The organism is Vibrio sp. D404a (genome assembly GCF_030248535.1).
Classification (GTDB): Bacteria; Pseudomonadota; Gammaproteobacteria; order Enterobacterales; family Vibrionaceae; genus Vibrio.
In genome coordinates, this window is the sequence record NZ_JAHGAJ010000009.1 from 41,570 (window position 1) to 60,126 (window position 18,557).

An 18,557-nucleotide genomic window follows, 5' to 3' on the forward strand; every position below is an offset into this window, starting at 1 on the left:
CTTGTTCACTGCTAACTGGTCAGACCTATACCATAGCAAAACCACCCACAAATGTGATCATTTTGTTAAATAAGGCTGCCGTTACACACGAAATCAACAGAGAACGAGACCAAACATTGAACCAGACACTGAGCTTTTGAGATCCAAGTCCAGCGTTAGTTCGCAGGCTCTGTGAGAGACTCAACCAGCACCTTGATATGGACTGCTGCCTCATCAAAATCATAATTTGAAACGGCACTTTCTAGCTTTTCTAATACACTCGTTAACTCCGAGTTCTCTAGAGAAGCCACCAGCGCCTCACACGTTTCAACAGCCGCGAAGTCATACTCTTCGATTTGAGCCACTAACTGTTCAATTAAGAGTTGGATCTGTTCTACATCCATAGCCGCTGTAGATTCCGACTCCTCTCGTGATGCCAGATAATCATTAATGGTCAACAAGGCTTGTTGCGCAGCCCGGTTCAGGCTCTTGAATAACGCTTGATATTGCGCTTTATCATCGGCACGCAGTGCGTCTTCAAGCCCGAGACTGGTTTGGTAAACGCCATCGCACCCAATATTGCCCGACACACCTTTTAGAGTATGAGTCGTCAACAGAGCTTGTTGGTGGTCATCTTGCTCAAGCGCATTCTCAATCACAGGCAGCGATTCTGGTAAGGTATTCGACACATTCGTCAGCGCCTTGTCGTAAGACGCTACACGCCCGCCAAATCGCGCAACCGCACCTTCAACATCAAAGCCTTCAAGCTCTGGAAGTGCAACGTCCTCCGCTTTGGTAGGCTCTGTATCCGTTATGCTGAGATTATGTGACACCCACGTATTAAGTACTTTGAATAGGTGCTCTGGGTCGATCGGTTTTGCCACATGATCATTCATGCCCGCAGCAATACACGCCTCTCTATCGCTGGCTAACGCGTTGGCCGTCATGGCAATAATCGGCAATTCAGTTAACCCAAGCTGCTGTCGAATCACTTGAGTAGCTTCAAATCCATCCATCACTGGCATCTGAATATCCATAAGCACCGCATCATATTGATGCTTAGAAACTAGTGACACGGATTGCTGACCATCGGCAGCGACACTCACTTCGCACTGAGCCAATTCCAGTAACTCAACCGCCACTTGTTGGTTAACTTCGTTATCTTCGACCAAAAGAACATGCGCTCCTTTAATGCCCTGATCTAGGGCGATATCGCTCAACGGTTGGTGCATCAACATCGCACTCTCAGCCTTGCTCTCCTTATCAAAGGATTGAGATATAGCGTCAAACAGGGATGAAGATGAGACAGGTTTCACCAAAAAGCCATCCACACCCTTCTGCATGGCTTGGTCTCGGACTTCATCGTCCCCATACGCCGTCACCATCACCACTTTTGGCGACACCTTTAGAGACAACTTCCGAACTGAATCTAAGGTATCCAAGCCACTCATATGCGGCATTTTGTAATCCATCAAAATGAGATCGTAGGGCTGGTTAGCAGAGTCGGCTGTGGTCAGTTGTAACAGAGCCTGCATCCCTGAATCGACAGCATCGGATTCTAGCCCCATGGCTTGAGTCATGCTGGTGAGAATATCCCTCGACTCTGCTGAGTCATCAACCACTAAGGCACGCAGTCCTTGATAGTCACTAGACAGCTTAGGCTGCTTCAGTGAGGTACTGTGGTCGATATCCAGAGTAAGGTCGAAATAGAAGGTACTGCCGACACCGTGTTGGCTATCGCAGCCAATCTCACCATCCATCAGCTCAACCAAATTTTTCGAAATGGTCAACCCAAGTCCCGTTCCACCAAACTGTCGCGTCGTTGAGCTATCTGCTTGAGAAAAGGCCGAAAACAGTCGAGACATCTGCTCAGGCGTCATACCAATCCCCGAATCCTGAACACTAAATCTAAGGCCTACACGATTCTCAGATTGCGCGACTTGCTCCACCTTAACCACAACCTCACCCTCGTGAGTAAACTTGACCGCATTGTTAGTTAAGTTCAGTAATACCTGACCGATACGCAGCGGATCACCGAGCAGCATGGTCGGGATGTTAGGATCAATCGCAATCAACAGCTCTAGATTCTTCTCTTGGGATTTAACACTGACAATATTAGACAAGTTGTCCATCACATTGGTCAGGGCAAATGGGATCACCTCCAGATCCAACTTTCCAGCCTCAATCTTGGAGAAATCAAGAATGTCGTTGATAACGCCAAGCAGCGAGTTTGATGCCGTTAGGATCTTATTGAGATAGTCACTCTGTTTGCGGTTTAAGTCCGTTTGCAAAGCAAGGTAGCTCATGCCGATGATCGCATTCATCGGCGTGCGGATTTCATGACTCATATTAGCGAGGAAATCGCTCTTTGATTGCGTCGCTTCTTCGGCTACCGTCTTCGCTAACTCAAGGTCATTTTGAATCGATTTAAGCTCTGTGACGTCGGTAGAGAAACCGAACATACCAATCATGGTGCCATCTTCTTCTAGCAGCGGGATCTTTTTGGTTAAGAAGTGATGTTCAACCCCATGCCCATCTATTAGGCTGTCTTCATACTCTTGAGACTCACCGCTCAATAGCACTTGTTTATCGACTTGCTTAATCGCATCGGCGCGTTCAGCAGCAAAGATATCATTGTCTCGATTATTCAGAATATCGCCTGCATCCAATCCAGTGACCGACTCAAAGTGCTTATTCACCAACTGGTAACGCCCATCCATATCTTTCAAATAGATAGAGGTGCCAGTCGCGTTATCAATGATGCTGGTTAAGCGAAGTGTGCGCTCACGTACGCTACGCTCCAATTGCTCATTTGATTCGAGTAGAATCGCTTGGGTACGACGCCCCAACCACAAAGAAAGCCCCGTCAAACCAACGGTTAAGAACACGGTAAATGCGAGCAGAGATACAATCAGATTTCGCGTCGATATGTAGCCCTTTAATGCCTCTTGTTCATCAATTTCAGTAACAAAACCAAACTGTTCACCCTCGCGCCACACCCAACTTCCGAGTACAGGCACACCGCGATAATCTAAGTACCCAATGCCACTGCTGCCTTTGGTATCACGGAGTGCGCCAAGGAAAGCTTTGGTGTAGTTGTCGTCATCAGTAAAGAGTCGTGGCTTGGTGCCATTGCCCACCACCTGTTGTTCCGGTGTGACCATTTGCAGGTTTAGAATCGCATTGGAATGGCTATCTAAGACACCTTGTGCACGCAGTGCTGGTTCAAAGCGACTGGTTGTTAAGAAGTAACCCTCTTCGTCAAACGCATAGGACTCGCCACTCTGCCCTACTCGTCCTGAGGTGAAGATCTGGCTGAACTCATGCGTTGGGTCGTAACGCAGCGTCATCGCCGCAATCACTTCACCCGTTTGGTTAATGATTGGTGCCGCGATAAACATGGTCGCATCACGGCTCTGCTGCTGAGATTGATGATCGGAGCTAATGTCAGAATCAATCGGCGTGATCAGCACGGTTTCGCCTAAAAATACTCTATCTAACAACTCAGGTCGTTGCTGCTGGATCACGTTGAGCTCACCGAGGTTGCTGTCTCTCATTGATCCAATGTTGATACGCTCCGGTGAGATGATAAAGAAGCCGCGATCACCATGCAGCGCTTGTTGTGAAGCAAAAAACACACGTAAGTCGATCAACACGGTCGAGAATTTGATTGCCTGTTTACTCGGCTCAACCTTCAATAGCTCAGTCACCATCGGAAGCAACGCGGGATCACGTGACAGTGAGTCTATGTGTGAGGTTTTGCCATCTAACCAGATATCAATACTGGTATTAAGCGCCTCACTAATACCCGACAGTGAAATTTGAATATTGTGTCGTGTCTGCTGCTCTACCTTACCAATCACAAGATAAGCCGCCAACGACACCATACTTAGCACCAGAACAATGACCCCACTCGCCACCAACATCATTTTATTGGTGTACAAGTTATGAATCGCTCGATTTGACAGGTACTTGTTCAACAGAATAGGGATAAGAAGTAACGCACCAAGAACTAACGCCGCGCCAATGCTCACTTTGATTATGAGGTCTGAATTGATCGGGCTCTGCGAGAACATCTCACTCTGTCTTACTCGCCCTTCATTCGGCGTCATTTCACGTGTCTGATATTGGCTCAGTATTGTACTGACCTGATCCGTCGTCAGATGACTCTGCGCTTTATTGAGTGCCGATATCACGCCTTTATCTAGGTGTTGACCAAAGGCCATTAAATACTGGATTGGTGTGCTGGTAATGATAGGAATCTCTAGCTCAATCCACTGGTTAGATGAAAGCAGATGCTCCAACAACATACCATCGGCAAGTAACCCAGCCAGCTCCCCACTGGCGACTTGATTAAGCCCTTCTCTTGGGTCGTTGACCGTGGCAAAGAACAGCTCAGGATAAGTTCGATTGAGTGTTTCAATGTACTGATTGGAACCGACAACCCCAACCACACTGTCTGGTTTGAGTTCACTAAGGGAGGTTAGGCGTCTGTTTTGAGTTTGGGTTGCCAATGCATAGTATGAGCTGATGATCGGCTTACGAATCGTATACCCGGATTGCTCGACAAAAAAGTCACGCTCACCAATGAGCACATCCACTTGCGAGCCTGATGATGCTTGTCCACTGTCTTCAGGGGAAAGAGCTTGATTAGAAAGGGCACGATTTTGAAATGTGATACCGACCTTACTCCCTATCGCATTGAGGATCGTATCATTCAGGTCAAAGCTCTCTTCATCGGAGAACGACCCGCCAATAGACCTCACGCTGAGCGTCGAATCCGCCAACACCGATTTGATTTCATCCGGAGTCAGCGCGATGCTCTGCTGCGATTCTGTCGCCAAAATACGCTTTCTGAGCTCATTCACATCCGCCATATCAAGATGCTGCATCGCCTTAACCAAGATCGAGTGCAACAACTGACGATCTTTCGGTACGCCGATGTTCATGTTGTCGAGTTCAGGGTTACCGATGTTCAGTTCATTTTTGATTTCAAGATCGTAGAGCGCGTTTTCGTTAATCACTTGTCTTGCGATCACGATACGCGACAGTACCGCATCCACCTCGCCAAACTGCAAAGCCTTCAACGCTTGAGTCGAGTCTTCACGAGGTGACAGTATTAGATCTTCATCTCGCAGCACCTCTTCAAGAAACGACCCTTCGACAAAAGAGACTCGTTTTCCTTTTAGGCTTTCAAAGGTACTTAAATCCGACGTTTGTTTAGTCACGATCACATTGGGGTTGCGTGCATAAGGCGGCGTGTATAGAAAATGATGTTCAACGCGTTCAGGAGTTTTAATTAAATCTAAGATAAGATCAGCGTTACCGCGTAACGCAATATCATACACTTGGTTCCAAGGGCCCGAAACAAATTCGATCTCAACGCCCATCAGCTGCGCAAGCAACTTGACGTATTCAACCGAGAAACCCTGTGATGCTTGATTGGTAAAGTAGCTAAAAGGCTTCCAATCTTGGTCATGGGCAACCCGAAGGGTTCGATTGTTCTTAAGCCAGGCTGCTTCCTCTTCAGTCAGCCCCAGATCATGCTCAGAATCGGTCAGCTCAGCGTGTAACCACTTAGATTGAATCGACTGCTTCTCTTCAGAGCTCATCGCGTGCAGTGTTTTTTGAATAATAGTGTGCAACATCGGCTGCTGACTGTTTATCGCCATCGCTCCATCTTTGGTGGAGGTGCGCCCTGCAATTCGTAAGCTGCCAATCCCTCTTTGCAACAACTCATAAGAAGCCACCGGGTAGTAATGAATCATCGCATCGGCATGACCAAACAGTAGTCGGTCGATTGCCTCGCGCGAATTTTGCGCCACCAATACTTCAATCTGTGGATGATCTTGTTTTATCTCTCTCTCTGATGACCACTCGGCCACCACCACGACTTTCTTACCTTGAAGGTCATCCAAATTTTGAATGCCTTTGGTGTCATTGCGCACCAAAATGACGCTCGGATAATCCAAATAGCTATCAGTAAAAAGAAGCGGTTGCCCCTCACGGCCGTAAGAGGAGATCAAGGGCAACAGATCGACCTGTCCTTGCTGCATCAAATCTACCGACTGCTGCCACGAGTCAGTCTTCACCATCTCAAACTTAAGGCCTGTTTTATCTGCCACATAGTCGAGCATGTCGGCCACGATTCCAGCGTATTCCCCTTGTTCATTAATAAATTCCACGGGAGCAAAGTCTGGGTCACCAGCAAAGGTTATAGTGGGGTTTTGCGACAACCATTCGCGCTCTTGCTCATTGAATAGAGCCTGTGATGTCGTTTGAGCCTCATCGGTTGTAAGCGTTGAGGCGAGCGCAGAATGTGCCGAAAGAGGCACAAGAAAGAAGAGCAGCGAGAACAGCACGATCATCCATGACCGAGTGACATTGAGCATGAGCACAGTCCTTGTATGTAGGGGTTACCGCGTTTTCATGTCCTTGAAAACCTCTCCAGATTAGCAACTTTGAATACGATATTCTATTAAATAGTTTTTATAAAACAGTGAACTAAAAGGAAATGCGATCCTATTAACTTATAGAAGCTCAAAATTGGGAGACTATTCTATATATTATTGTGAAGCGACTGCGCCTTCATCGATCTTTTTATTGCACTCCGTGCGTAACTGGCATAATTTGAGGTTAATCGATAAGGAACATCGACCGCTTTAAGTTTCAACATGGATGCTGAAGACCTCAATTATGAACAATGTATTGATCAACCCCTCCGCCACAGAGCCTACCTATGAGTTGAAGCGCGTGCTGATCGTCGATGACTTTGATTGCATGACTCAAACCATGGCGACCATCCTAGAATCCCTCAAGTTTCGTGGAATACATCGCGCTAAAGATGGCCGAGAAGCACTGATAAAACTCAAAACCTACAGTATCGATCTCATTATCTCTGACTGGAACATGCCCAAAATGAACGGTCTTGAGTTGCTCAAGACCATTCGTCGCGACGAAAATTTCGCTCACATTCCGTTTGTAATGGTCACCGGTAATATCGACCAAGACGATGTCATGACGTCAATTAAACACGGCGTGACAGACTACTTAGTTAAGCCATTTTCTCGCAGTATGTTGATAGAGAGAGTACACAAGGCGTTTAAGGCACCCACACCACAACTCATTATCGACAAAGCAGGTTCAGCAGAAATCAGTCGTCGAATTGAAAACATACCTAAACCAATGCCTCAAAATATCTTGTTGGTGGACGACGAACCGAACAACCTGATGGTGCTAGGCGAACTATTAAAGAGTCACTACAAGATTCAAGCCTGTCGTACCGGTAAAAAGGCGATAGAGCTGTGCGATAAAGACACGCCACCCGATCTTATTCTGCTCGATATTATGATGCCGGAGATGTCAGGGTTAGAGGTGTGTAAAGCGCTCAAGAGTAACCCACTCACTGAACACATTCCGATCATCTTTGTATCCGCTCTTTCGCAAACAGACGATGTCGTGAAAGGCTTAGCACTCGGGGCTGTTGACTATATCACTAAGCCGATTACCCCAGAGATCGTATTGGCTCGGGTCAAAAACCACATGAAGTTGGTACAGCAGCGTATGGATATGCAGCTTCAAATAGAAACCATGGTCGAAAACACGCGCCTACGTGACGAAATTGACCGTATGTTCCAACATGACCTCAGCAACCCACTGACTGCTATTATCACCAGCTTACCTGCTCTTGAGCAAAAGGCTCAGGACTGCGATGAAGAGATCGATGTGATTCGCGAGTCTTCAATGATGATCCAGAAAATGGTCAACAGCCAGGAGACTTTGATGAAGCTGGAGGAAGACAAGTATAAGGTTCAACTTAAGCTAATCGATGCCCACTCTTTGATTAAAAAGCTCTGCTACGGCATGCAAGCCAAATGTGAAAAGCGCAATATCTTCATTCACTACAATGTGCCACCCTCGCACAAATACATGGGTGACTCGTTACTCAGTTACACCATGTTCTCTAACCTGATCAACAACGCGGTCGAGGCATCACCACCGGGCAACAACGTCAAAGTCTCTAGTCACCTCGATTACGACGAAAACACGGTTCGTTTCACGATTCACAATATGGGTGAGATCCCGCCTTATCTTCACAAAACCTTCTTCGACAAGTTTGTCACCGATGGCAAAGTAAACGGTACAGGTATTGGTACCTATTCCGCTCGACTCGCGGCAGAAGCGCAAGGGGGAACCATCGATTTCACCACCTCTTATGAAGAAGGCACCACTCTCATTCTCACCTTCCCAATTGAATTTAGTGATTGATACAGAGCCGGTTCTCCCTCTTTGATTGAGTCTAAATAAGCACAATCATGACGCCTCTCGGCTCGACTCATACAGAGTATCGAGCCGCTTCAACTCACTCCATTTCAGCTATTTTATCGTCACGACAACCAACCTGATTTGTTGAGCCGAGTTATTCGGACTATATAAGTGCCCCTTATTCATATGTCCGAGTGCTTTACATGAACCAACTGATCGATGCGTTATCTACCCAAGGCTATTTTGTTTGGGATGACTTCCTAACTTACGATGAAGTCGTGGCGTTGAGGGACTGTATTCCAGACAACTGGAAAAAGGCTAGGATTGGCCGTAATGAAGAAGTGATGCGTGAAGCGAGTATTCGCAGCGATAAAATCCAGTGGCTAAGTCGCGACATGGGTCAACCCGCTTCGCAGTTTTTAGATAAGATGGAACAAATCCGTCTCGCAGCAAACCGAGCTTTCTTTTTAGGGTTGTTCGAGTATGAAGCGCACTTTGCCAAATACGAGCAAGGCGACTTTTACCAAAAGCACCTTGATTGCTTCCAAGGTAATGAAAACCGCCGCCTCACCACCGTGTTCTACATGAATGATGAGTGGTCTGAGCAAGATGCTGGCGAGCTGGTCGTGTACGACTTAGACGACAACCATGTAGCAACGATTCCACCAAAAGCAGGGCGTCTGTTTGTGTTCTTCTCAGAGCAGTTCCCTCATGAAGTGCTACCGACAAACACCGAGCGTTTCAGTATCGCTGGCTGGTTCCGCATTAACGGCGTGAAAGACAACCAACTGGATATTGCACACTAATCCATTGCTGACAATCATAAGAGCTCCTCACACGAGGGGCTCTCTCACCATTAATGCTTTCGACATCCAAACACCATCCCACTGCAATGCAATCCAATTACATTCAGTAAACTCGCACCTTTATGCATCAATATGACGACGCTTATCGAATTATCCTTTAGACTGAGTTAGGTGCGAATAACAGTGCATTGAAAAAGGAAACCCTATGCCTCCTATGATTGTTGGTCATCGCGGTGTTGCAGGTACTCACCCTGAAAACACCAAAGCCAGTATTGAACAAGCAGCCAAGCTCGGTCTGAAATGGATTGAGGTGGACATTCAACCCACGTTAGATAACCAATTGGTTGTGTGTCACGACCATACTCTAGAGCGCTGTAGTGACGGTACGGGACGTGTTGATGAACACACCCTCGCGGAGTTAAGACAATTCGATTTTGGCGCTTGGAAGTCGAAAGAGTTTGAGGATGAGAAAATCCTGACACTGTCAGAGCTACTGTCCTTGGTCGAACAACACGATTTAAGTGTCAATCTAGAGATCAAAGTTGACACTCGCCACCAGCCAGAACACATTGTTGAGCTTTTGCACTGTGAGCTCATTCGCTGCTCTATGGATACCGACCGTATTCTGCTGTCGAGCTTTAGCCACGATGTCGTAGAAGAGGCATCAAAGCGATTGAGCCAATACCGAATTGGACTGATCACGGAAAAGCTTGAACCGCAGGACCACGAAACGTTAGACGTCATTGATGCATTCAGTTGTCACCTCAACTATGCCAACCTCACGCAAGAAGATATCGACTACCTAAGACACTCCGAGCGTGAAATCTGGTGCTACACAGTAAATCAAAGTACCGATTTTGCTTACCTCGACCAAGTTGATGCTGTTTTCACTGACTACCCAACACGATTCTCTAGTTCTTAGGTTCTTAGGCTAATAGACTCTTAGACTGATAAAGTCGTAATGACATCTGCAGGGCACACCTACCACTCAATGTGGATCGGGGTGCCCATTTGCACCAACTCGATAAACTCATCCATCTCTTGGTTGTTCAATGCGATACAGCCATCGGTCCAATCAAAACTCTGGATATAACGAGAACTGCGACGCTCACCATTTTTCAAGCCGTGTATTTTGATGTTTCCACCCGGATCAATGTCGTACTTTTCAGCCCACTCAAGATCCGACGGTGCTGGGTAACTGATATGCACTGAACGGTAAAAATCCGACTCTTCCAGAACATAATCTAACTGGTACTGCCCTTCTGGGGTGCGATTGTCGCCCTCAAAGCGCTTGTGTCCCTTGGGCTGTTTTCCCAGCGCAACACGATACTCACGAATCAGGCTATTGCCATTAAACAGAAACATCCGTCGCTGCGATTTATCCACCTTAACTAAAGTCACTTGCGGCGATTGCAAACTTGATGCTTGATGATTGGCATTTATGGCATCGAGTGGAATACCTGACCAAGCCGATATCGGGAATAGGCAGGCAAGCCCGAGCAAAGCATTAACAGGGCGACTCATACATCCTCAAGAGGCATAGACATAATGCGTGACTGAGTCACCATGCCTAATGATTGATAAAAGCGCTGGGCGTCTTGGTTAAATTCCATCACCTCCAAGCGTAGCTCGGTTGCACCATTGGCTTGTGCCCACTGATTAAATGCTCGCATCAGCTTTTTGCCTAGCCCATACCCCTGCGCATCCTCACCAACGACTATGGTGTTCACTCTGGCAACTTTATGGTCTTGGATGAAACTCACTCCACTGTTTTGGGTAATTTTTCCGACTAAAAATGCCACTATCTGATCGTTCTCTTCCGCAACCAGAAAGTGTCCGTCTGGCTCTAGCATCAAACCCAGCCAATAAGCCTCTGCGCCATCCTCTGCTTGTTCTGGTGGGCTAAACACATGAGGGGCACCTTGATGGTGTTGACGATTGATCTGCTCGGAAAGCAATAGAATGAATTGGATATCGGCCACTTTAGCCGCGCGTATACGCATAGTAACTACCTTGTTTGTGATTAGCGTTACCTTAGCAAAATCCATCACCGGCTGCACAACTGCTGCGTTTGAAACGGATCTCCGTCAGTACTTATTATATTAGGCTCAAACTCCAGAAAATTTGTTCCGCAATTTACATCCATTTAATTAAATCGCGGTGCTACTATCCCAACACACCAACAAGAAGGACGGGATAACCGATATGATTAAGTTCGCTGTAATTGGCACCAATTGGATCACTCAGAAATTTGTACAGGCTGCTCACGAAGTCAGCGCCATGCAATTAACAGCGGTCTATTCTCGAAATCTAGAGAGCGCAGTGGCTTTCGGTGAAGAGTTTGGCGTGACCACTCATTACACCAATCTAGACGATCTTGCCAACGACCAGACCATCGACGCGGTTTACATCGCTTCTCCAAATTCTTTTCATTGCCAGCAAGCCATTACGCTGATGGAACACAACAAGCATGTAATTTGTGAGAAACCGGTGGCATCGAACCTGCACGAAGCACAACAGATGTTTGCTATCGCCGAAAAGCACAATGTGGTTCTATTTGAAGCGTATAAATCGCAGTACCTGCCAAACTTTCAAGCCGTGCAGCAAGCTCTGCCGAAGATCGGCAAAATCCATAAGGCACACATTAGCTACTGCCAGTATTCATCTCGTTATCAAAGATACCTAGATGGCGAGAATCCAAACACCTTCAATCCAGCATTTTCAAATGGCTCTCTGATTGATATCGGCTTTTACTCAGTGGCGGCAGCAGTGGCTCTGTTTGGTAAGCCAGAAAAGGTACAAGCGTCTGCTCATCTGTTGGAGTCTGGCGTGGACGGCCATGGCAGCGCAATCTTCCGTTACCCTGATTACGACGTGACACTGGCACACTCTAAGGTCAGTGATTCTTACGCTTACAGTGAGATTCAAGGTGAGCTAGGTGCGATTTTGATTGACCATATTGCAGAGTGTACGCACGTCAAGATTCAGTATCGCAATGGCGAAGTTGAAGAGTTAAGCCAACCTCAGAGAGACAACTCGATGTGTTATGAAGCCGAGATGTTTGCTCAGGTACTCAAAGGGAATAGTGAGGCACAATTACAAGCACAGCAGCGCGCGCTCACCGTATCAGAGCTAATAACAGAAATGCGTCGTCAAGTTGGTGTGCATTATCCAGCGGACGAACTTTAAACACATTTCGCTAACTCTATGATTTGTAATGATCGGCTTATCTTAAATAACCTTTAGTTGTCTTGACGACAAATTACCTGATTAGTCGATCACTGGATCATCTGATTAAATCCGCCTTCGAAAAGCAAAGTTAATTTTAATTTATTGAAGGTGTTTAAAATGTTTTCAATCGAAGATCGTGTTGTAGCAACAAAGGGTATCGAACTAGGTGAGATGGTAGTAACAGGTCTAAGCGCAGGCGGTTTCTACGTTCACGTTACAACTATCGAGGGTGGTCTTACACTAACTTACCCTATGCAAGATCTTAAAAAAGCATAATTAGACGTTTTTAGCTCGCGATTACGCGTAATTAGAAACATCAACGAATTAGGGCCTTGGTCAATACACTCTTCTGCATTGGAGTGAATTGCCAGGGCCTTATCTATTTCTGCGAGCCACTCCTACCTCCTGATATGTTGACCACTTTGCGGGTTACGAAATTTCTATTACATTTCAATACAAGTACTTATGGTCTCAAACAACTTCTGGTAAATTAGCGTTATCTTATGCTTGGATAGCTTATACATTTAAGGGGAAGCCATGAAGCTTTATATCTATGATCACTGTCCATTCTGCGCACGCGTTGCCTTTGTCGCGCGCTCATTAGGCCTGACTGTGGAACTGGTGTCTGTCGACTACCATGACGCACAAACCCTAATTGATCTTATTGGCAAGAAAATGGTACCGGTTCTTGAAAAAGACGATGGCTCTATCATGGCTGAAAGCCTAGATATCATCAGTTATTTCATGGATCTTGCGAACAGCGACGAGCATCGCGAACCCGCAACCACGACCACCCAATTTCAAACTCGCGCTTTCCCATTAACACAGCGCATTGGTCGCCCACGTTGGTGGAAGCTGGATCTACCAGAGTATCGCTCAGATGAAAGTAAAGCAGCTTGGCGTGAGAGCAAAGAGACCGAGGAATTCAACTTCGACAAGCTGATCGAGCAGACTCCTCAGTTCGTGCAACTGATCAACCCTCTTCTCAAAGACGCAGAGCTTCTGCTGGACTTCGAAAAGGGAGAATCCACCGTGCCTCTTATCGATCAGGCCGTTTACTTCTCCATGCTGCGCGGTTTCTACGTTGAATCAAGCATTGAATGGCCACCAGAACTCGACCGTTGGATGGAGCGCAAAAGCAAAGAGCTCGGTGTTGGGCTGCTTGAGTAGACGAATACCCATCGTAGTAAAAAACCGAAGCCTAGTGCTTCGGTTTTTTTATGGGCTTGGTAACACAAATAAGCGGTTTACTAGCCCAGAGTCACTTTATTCATTATTGACTCAAGCTCTTGGACGAGCTCTGGGTGCTTTAGCTGCCCAGTTGCTACGTCGAAGTTATCGTAAAAGCTTGGTACCGATAAATGCCCTTTCACATCCGCATCAAAATACGGAGCAGAGGCGACTGCTGACGCCAGTACCGAACTTGCACCACCCGGCCCCGGAGAAGTTGCGAGCATCACAACGGGCTTGCCTTGGTACACTTTCATATTGATACGTGATACCCAATCAAAGATGTTCTTAAACGCTGCTGTGTAAGTGCCGTTATACTCCGCAAACGAGATAACCACCGCGTCAGACTCCGTAATTTTGTTGTAGAACTGATGAGCCAATACCGGAATGCCCTGATTTTTCTCTCGTTGTTCGCTATAGATAGGCATCTCAAAATCGTTAAGGTCTAAGGTTTCTACTTCTGAACCAGCTACTAAGCCTGCTGTGTAGGTAGCCAATTGTTTGTTGATAGATTTAGTGCTGTTGGTTGCGCCAATTGCTAATACTTTCATTAATTAAGCCTCTGGTTTATCTAAAAATGGTATAAATGCTTGGTAATTGATCTTAGGTTCTAAGTCGAAATGCGCTTTGAGTGCCTGATAAAAATCCGCTTCACTCTCTAATTCAACCTCTTGTATCTCCTCGCCTTTTCGCACCTTCAATTCGCGATTAAACAAGGTAGTGATACCCTCTTGGGTTGGTCTTGCCACAACGCAGCGTCGAGTAAACAAAGAACTGGGGTGCGTCGAGGTAAAGTGATTTCCATATTCCAAGTCATTCCACACCACATGGTTCATGTCTAAGCTGTACAAGTTGATCCACTTTTCCTCTTCAAACACTTGTAGCATTGCGCCAAACAAAGGATCTTCGACGAAACGGAAGGTTTGCAGATCGGTTTTTATCACTTGTTCAAAGACCAGCGGCAGTGGAGCTCTTGGCGTATTGGTGCCAAAGCCCGCATCCACAATCCACTGCTGTTCATCAATGGTGAGCAAATTAATACGGTGCCCCTGACCGGTGGGTTGTTCGCCAAAATGTACTCGCCCCAACAACGGTCGAACCGTAAACCCCATGTGCGAAAGTACATTGAACAAAAGCCCATTCAGCTCTTGGCAATAACCACCACGCTTGTTGGAAACCAACTTGTCAAACAATGCCTGCTCGGTAATCTCGATGACTTCACCGTTTAAGATAGATAGGTTCTCAAATGGAATGGTGCGATGTTGATGGTGATGTATGAGCTTTAGTGTTGACTCGTTGATCTCTGACTGTTGGGCTAAGCCAATACGTTGAAAATACTGTTCAATCATTTGTGGGGTCATGCTGTGCCTTATTATTCTATGGGAGAGTTCTTCTCTTCACTGCTGACGGCCATCTTAAAACCTCAAGTTAACTTTAGGTAAAGCACTTTTTTAAATTATTTTTAGAGAGCAATTGAAAAAGAAAAAATCGACCAAAAAGCCAGTAGTTAAACAATTACAGCTAATAGCACTCAATCCCCCACTCCATATTGATAAAGTGCTCCCCAGCAGGGGCATCGTAGTTTTGCAAATCTACCCTTGCACTTAAGGCTACTTCTGGATACTCGCGTAGCAAGTCCGCTTCTAGCTCGATACCTTGCCGCCAGAAATCAACATCGCCTCGATAGCGAAATGCACCATCAACTTGAAAGTGCACTTGAGATGGCGTGACGACCTGTTCAAAACTACCAAGGTCAAAGTACACCAGCTTAAGCAACACGCGACCGCCCTTTTTGTTTGAGGTGAGCTTGAAACGCAGTGCTTGCCCTTCAAATCGTTGGCCAAAATTCAGCTCTCCGGCGTTATCAATAACGGTGATTCCGCACTGTTCTTGCACATGCTTAGTAAACCTCAGTGTCTTATGCTGAGTTGCTGCGATCACAGGCGAAGTAAAGATTAACACCGAAAGTAATATGGCCACGATTTTCAATTAACTATCACCCTTACTATGAAGTCTTTAACCGCTTCTTTGGTGGAATTTTCCGTACTTTTTATTTCATCATTCTCTAATGAAACCAAATACGTAGAATTAATGGATATCTTCTTATCGTTATATTCATAATCAATGATAAGGTCACATGATATATACTCATCATTAACGTGATTGATCATGGTATTAGAATAGTCATAGCGACTACTAACATTCATTAATTCTACTTGAGTCCAGTTGATATATTCTGAACTGGATATTCCATCAAATATACGATTTTCATGATACTCAGAACCACTCTCACAGCGCTCATTTAACTCATCGCCATTGTCATACGCTTTATTATGAACATGACTGAGCGCATAAGGAGAAAGAAAGAGTACCAAAAAAAGAAATATCATTGTTTTCATCATAAAACCTTAAAACCCTCTTACGAGGGTTTTAAAAATCTAGTCACATTCGATAACCCAATTGGTTGCCAATTCATAGTCATCCGCATCAAGTAAATTTTCATCTATATCAATACGAGCTTGCAGACTAACAACAGCGCTATTATCTTGAAGTTCTTGTCGAGATACTCTTTGCCCTTGTTGCCAACGAATAGCATCCATTTCTTTATCAATCGCTCCATCAGCTTTGAAATAGATGTCTTGCTTACCAACTTCGTTACCAAAGTCATCTTTATCTATATTACTAACTCTAAGATTCGTATGACTATTCTTCTCATTATTAATCAGCTTAACCTCTGCTTTCGATTCCAAATAGTCGCTACCAAATGCTAAATCTGCCGTCGTATTAGTTACGTCGATACCACACTGCTGCTCTACAGTTGCTTTAAAGGTGACATCGTCGCTTGTATCTCTAGCAGCATGTGCTGACGACACTGACAGCACACCACAGGCTGCTAGCAATGTCAGTTGTTTAACTTTATTCATCATTACTCCGAAAAGGTTGTATTCATTTGTTTCATTTTGAGAAGACGATACTTCTCAGCTTCAATTTGCAGCAATTTAAGCTCATGTTCTGCTTGAGCTAACTCTTCTTCTCTCTTCCTCTCCCTCAATTCAAATTCGTATAAGCGAGAACAATCCACTCGCTCTTCTCCACCAAATTGGAAAGTGATGGCGGCATAAATCCCCGCCTCGTCTTGGTTTTGGTGGTAGTAATTGTTTGGGTTGCCACTGTAGTAGTTGTCGCTGTCCTCATTGCCCGTCGCGCCATAAGTACCAAACTGAATGGTTTTACCGGTCGAGATAGCTTGCTCACACGACGCGCCTTCCGAGGTTCGAACTCGGTCGGTACCCGATGGGTTTGACACGCTAGGAATCGGATTGGCGTTCACCACCGAGGGGACAAAAAGCATCCACAGCAGTAAGAGTAATTGCCTCATCATCAATACCTTTCGAACTTAATATTGGTACACACCTCATAGCTGTTGGGTGAGTCTGTCACCATTCGCGTACATATTTTTTTCTTGGATTTCTGGCCAGCAGGAGTCTTAACACTGATATTTAATTCAATGTCTTGATTAGGACCCAAGCTCAATTTATTAGGAAACGACTTGTTATCAATTCTCAAGTAATAGTCCGCTTTTTTGTTGTATTTATTTATTAAAGTAAACTTCACTTCGGTTTTGTCTGAATAAGCCTGATATTGTTTTTGGTCCCACACATGCAAATTAGCCATCGCGGGTAAACTCATCGTTAATAAAGAAGCTAAAATTAAAATGGTGGTTTTCATTACAATCAATCTCAATAAATATCTTTGCGGCTAGACTATTTGAGATATTCAGTGATTTTTTACCATTTTGCGCCAAGGTATTAATTTAAGATGGATATCGCTGTTAATTGACTAAGCGATGACATTGCCCTGAATAATTGATAACAAGAGAGCACAAACACAATAGAGTTTCGCCAGAAATCATGTCGTGAATGGATGATTGAAAGATCAAAAGCGAAAAAACGAAAACAAACGAGATGATGCAGTTCGAAGTAAAGAAGTGAGAAGCAAAGAAGTGCCAAGAGGGAATAAGATCAAAAGAGACCTTGCTGCATGCTTGTGATCCAGCAAGGTGACATCTTTAACAATGGTAGAAACAACGAGATCAGGAGATCAAAGCAAGCGACGTCTTAAACCAGTGCGTTCAAGAATACGCGTTGAGATCTCTTCCACCGATAGTGAAGAGGTGTTGATGTAAGGAATCGCTTCACGCCTAAAGAGGGCTTCAACCGTTTGCAACTCATAAACACACTGAGAATCGCTAGCGTACTCACTGCCTGCAAGGCGGTTTTCACGAATCTCAGTTAAACGTTCTGCATCGATTGTCAAACCAAATAGCTTATGACGGTGTATCTCAAATTCAGGCAGCAGTCTCAAGCGAGCAATATCGTCATGGATAAACGGGTAGTTCGCCACGCGCAGACCAAACTGCATTGCCATGTAGAGGCTGGTTGGGGTTTTACCACTGCGCGACACGCCGAGCAGAATAATGTCCGCCTCTTCCAGCCCTCTTAGTGTAATCCCATCATCGTGAGCCAAGGTGTACTCAATCGCAGCAATACGATCGAAGTACTTATCAGAATCCTTGTTAACGCTACGCGAGCGCTGCAGCTTCGGTTTAGGTGCCATTTTGGTGTCGTCCTGCACTTTCTGCACAATGCTCTCTAGCACGTCATAACAGTGAGCAGGAGCGGCTAATAGCTTTTTCTTGATGTCAGGGATGACAATCGAGAAAAACACCAGTGGTTCATGACCCGTTTGTTGGTAGGAAATCTCGATCTCTTTGAGCAGGTCACTCAATTTGTCTTCACTTTCCACAAAAGGGAAGGTTTTTTCATTGGCTTTGAAGGGGAATTGACCTAGAACAACATGCCCTAAAGTCTCACATGTTATGGCCGTTCCATCAGAAACATAGAATACATCACGACTTTGAATATCAATTTGCATTTTTTATTTAATGTTTAAAATTATTTTGAGTAGGATGGACACCATAATATATATAACAAAAGCCTGCTGACTATTACGTTCCCCACAGGTTTGAAAAATTTTTAACATTTT

The 18,557-nt window shown here is 45.4% G+C and carries 16 protein-coding genes and 1 pseudogene; 6 read left to right on the top strand and 11 right to left on the bottom strand.

The features are described 5' to 3' along the window. Positions 1-155: 155 nt before the first annotated feature. Positions 156-6,371 (bottom strand): response regulator, encoded by a 6,216-nt coding sequence (locus KI655_RS06585; protein ID WP_285402900.1) that lies wholly within the window; start codon positions 6,369-6,371, stop codon positions 156-158. Positions 6,372-6,675: 304 nt separating this feature from the next. Here KI655_RS06585 and KI655_RS06590 point away from each other — a divergent pair, with 304 nt between their 5' ends. From KI655_RS06590 to KI655_RS06600, 3 genes are all read left to right on the top strand, one after another. Next, positions 6,676-8,247 carry a response regulator gene (locus KI655_RS06590; protein WP_285402902.1) on the top strand — a complete coding sequence of 524 codons (1,572 nt, stop codon included), beginning with the start codon at positions 6,676-6,678 and terminating at the stop codon, positions 8,245-8,247. Positions 8,248-8,447: 200 nt separating this feature from the next. Next, the gene (locus tag KI655_RS06595; protein ID WP_285402904.1) at positions 8,448-9,050 is read left to right on the top strand and encodes a 2OG-Fe(II) oxygenase; all 603 of its coding nucleotides are present in this window, start codon (positions 8,448-8,450) and stop codon (positions 9,048-9,050) included. Positions 9,051-9,255: 205 nt separating this feature from the next. After that, positions 9,256-9,972 (top strand): glycerophosphodiester phosphodiesterase family protein, encoded by a 717-nt coding sequence (locus KI655_RS06600; protein WP_285402906.1) that lies wholly within the window; start codon positions 9,256-9,258, stop codon positions 9,970-9,972. Between the two features lie 59 nt (positions 9,973-10,031). Here the strand turns inward: KI655_RS06600 and KI655_RS06605 are convergent. Next, positions 10,032-10,451, bottom strand: a pseudogene (locus KI655_RS06605) (murein L,D-transpeptidase family protein); the annotation flags it as partial. 119 nt (positions 10,452-10,570) lie between these two features. Beyond that, positions 10,571-11,053 (bottom strand): GNAT family N-acetyltransferase, encoded by a 483-nt coding sequence (locus KI655_RS06610; protein ID WP_285402908.1) that lies wholly within the window; start codon positions 11,051-11,053, stop codon positions 10,571-10,573. Between the two features lie 202 nt (positions 11,054-11,255). Between KI655_RS06610 and KI655_RS06615 the strand changes: the two genes are divergently transcribed. The 3 genes from KI655_RS06615 (at position 11,256) to grxB (ending at position 13,451) form a co-directional block, all read left to right on the top strand. Continuing rightward, complete coding sequence (locus KI655_RS06615) at positions 11,256-12,239, top strand: Gfo/Idh/MocA family protein (protein ID WP_285402910.1); 984 nt, start codon at positions 11,256-11,258, stop codon at positions 12,237-12,239. Between the two features lie 159 nt (positions 12,240-12,398). Continuing rightward, positions 12,399-12,557 carry a hypothetical protein gene (locus KI655_RS06620; RefSeq protein WP_152549216.1) on the top strand — a complete coding sequence of 53 codons (159 nt, stop codon included), beginning with the start codon at positions 12,399-12,401 and terminating at the stop codon, positions 12,555-12,557. Positions 12,558-12,818: 261 nt separating this feature from the next. Beyond that, a complete protein-coding gene (gene grxB / locus KI655_RS06625) occupies positions 12,819-13,451 on the top strand; it encodes a glutaredoxin 2 (RefSeq protein ID WP_285402913.1) in 633 nt (210 codons plus the stop codon). A gap of 80 nt (positions 13,452-13,531) precedes the next feature. On the opposite strand, the gene KI655_RS06630 is transcribed toward grxB, so the two are convergent. The 8 genes from KI655_RS06630 to KI655_RS06665 form a co-directional block, all read right to left on the bottom strand. Further along, positions 13,532-14,062, bottom strand: coding sequence for an NADPH-dependent FMN reductase (locus tag KI655_RS06630; protein ID WP_285402915.1), 531 nt, complete (start codon positions 14,060-14,062; stop codon positions 13,532-13,534). A gap of 3 nt (positions 14,063-14,065) precedes the next feature. Beyond that, on the bottom strand, positions 14,066-14,872 hold the full coding sequence (locus tag KI655_RS06635) for an arylamine N-acetyltransferase (RefSeq protein WP_285402918.1): 807 nt from the start codon (positions 14,870-14,872) through the stop codon (positions 14,066-14,068). Positions 14,873-15,032: 160 nt separating this feature from the next. Next, the gene (locus KI655_RS06640) at positions 15,033-15,491 is read right to left on the bottom strand and encodes a hypothetical protein (protein WP_285402920.1); all 459 of its coding nucleotides are present in this window, start codon (positions 15,489-15,491) and stop codon (positions 15,033-15,035) included. Positions 15,492-15,496: 5 nt separating this feature from the next. After that, complete coding sequence (locus KI655_RS06645) at positions 15,497-15,910, bottom strand: hypothetical protein (protein WP_285402922.1); 414 nt, start codon at positions 15,908-15,910, stop codon at positions 15,497-15,499. A 39-nt stretch (positions 15,911-15,949) separates the two neighbouring features. Beyond that, on the bottom strand, positions 15,950-16,435 hold the full coding sequence (locus KI655_RS06650) for a hypothetical protein (RefSeq protein WP_285402924.1): 486 nt from the start codon (positions 16,433-16,435) through the stop codon (positions 15,950-15,952). A 2-nt stretch (positions 16,436-16,437) separates the two neighbouring features. Next, a complete protein-coding gene (locus KI655_RS06655; protein ID WP_285402926.1) occupies positions 16,438-16,890 on the bottom strand; it encodes a hypothetical protein in 453 nt (150 codons plus the stop codon). Positions 16,891-16,892: 2 nt separating this feature from the next. Continuing rightward, a complete protein-coding gene (locus KI655_RS06660) occupies positions 16,893-17,240 on the bottom strand; it encodes a hypothetical protein (RefSeq protein WP_285402928.1) in 348 nt (115 codons plus the stop codon). Between the two features lie 372 nt (positions 17,241-17,612). Continuing rightward, positions 17,613-18,446: a pyruvate, water dikinase regulatory protein gene (locus KI655_RS06665; protein ID WP_285402930.1), complete on the bottom strand. Its 834-nt coding sequence runs from the start codon at positions 18,444-18,446 to the stop codon at positions 17,613-17,615. Between the last annotated feature and the right edge of the window lie 111 nt (positions 18,447-18,557).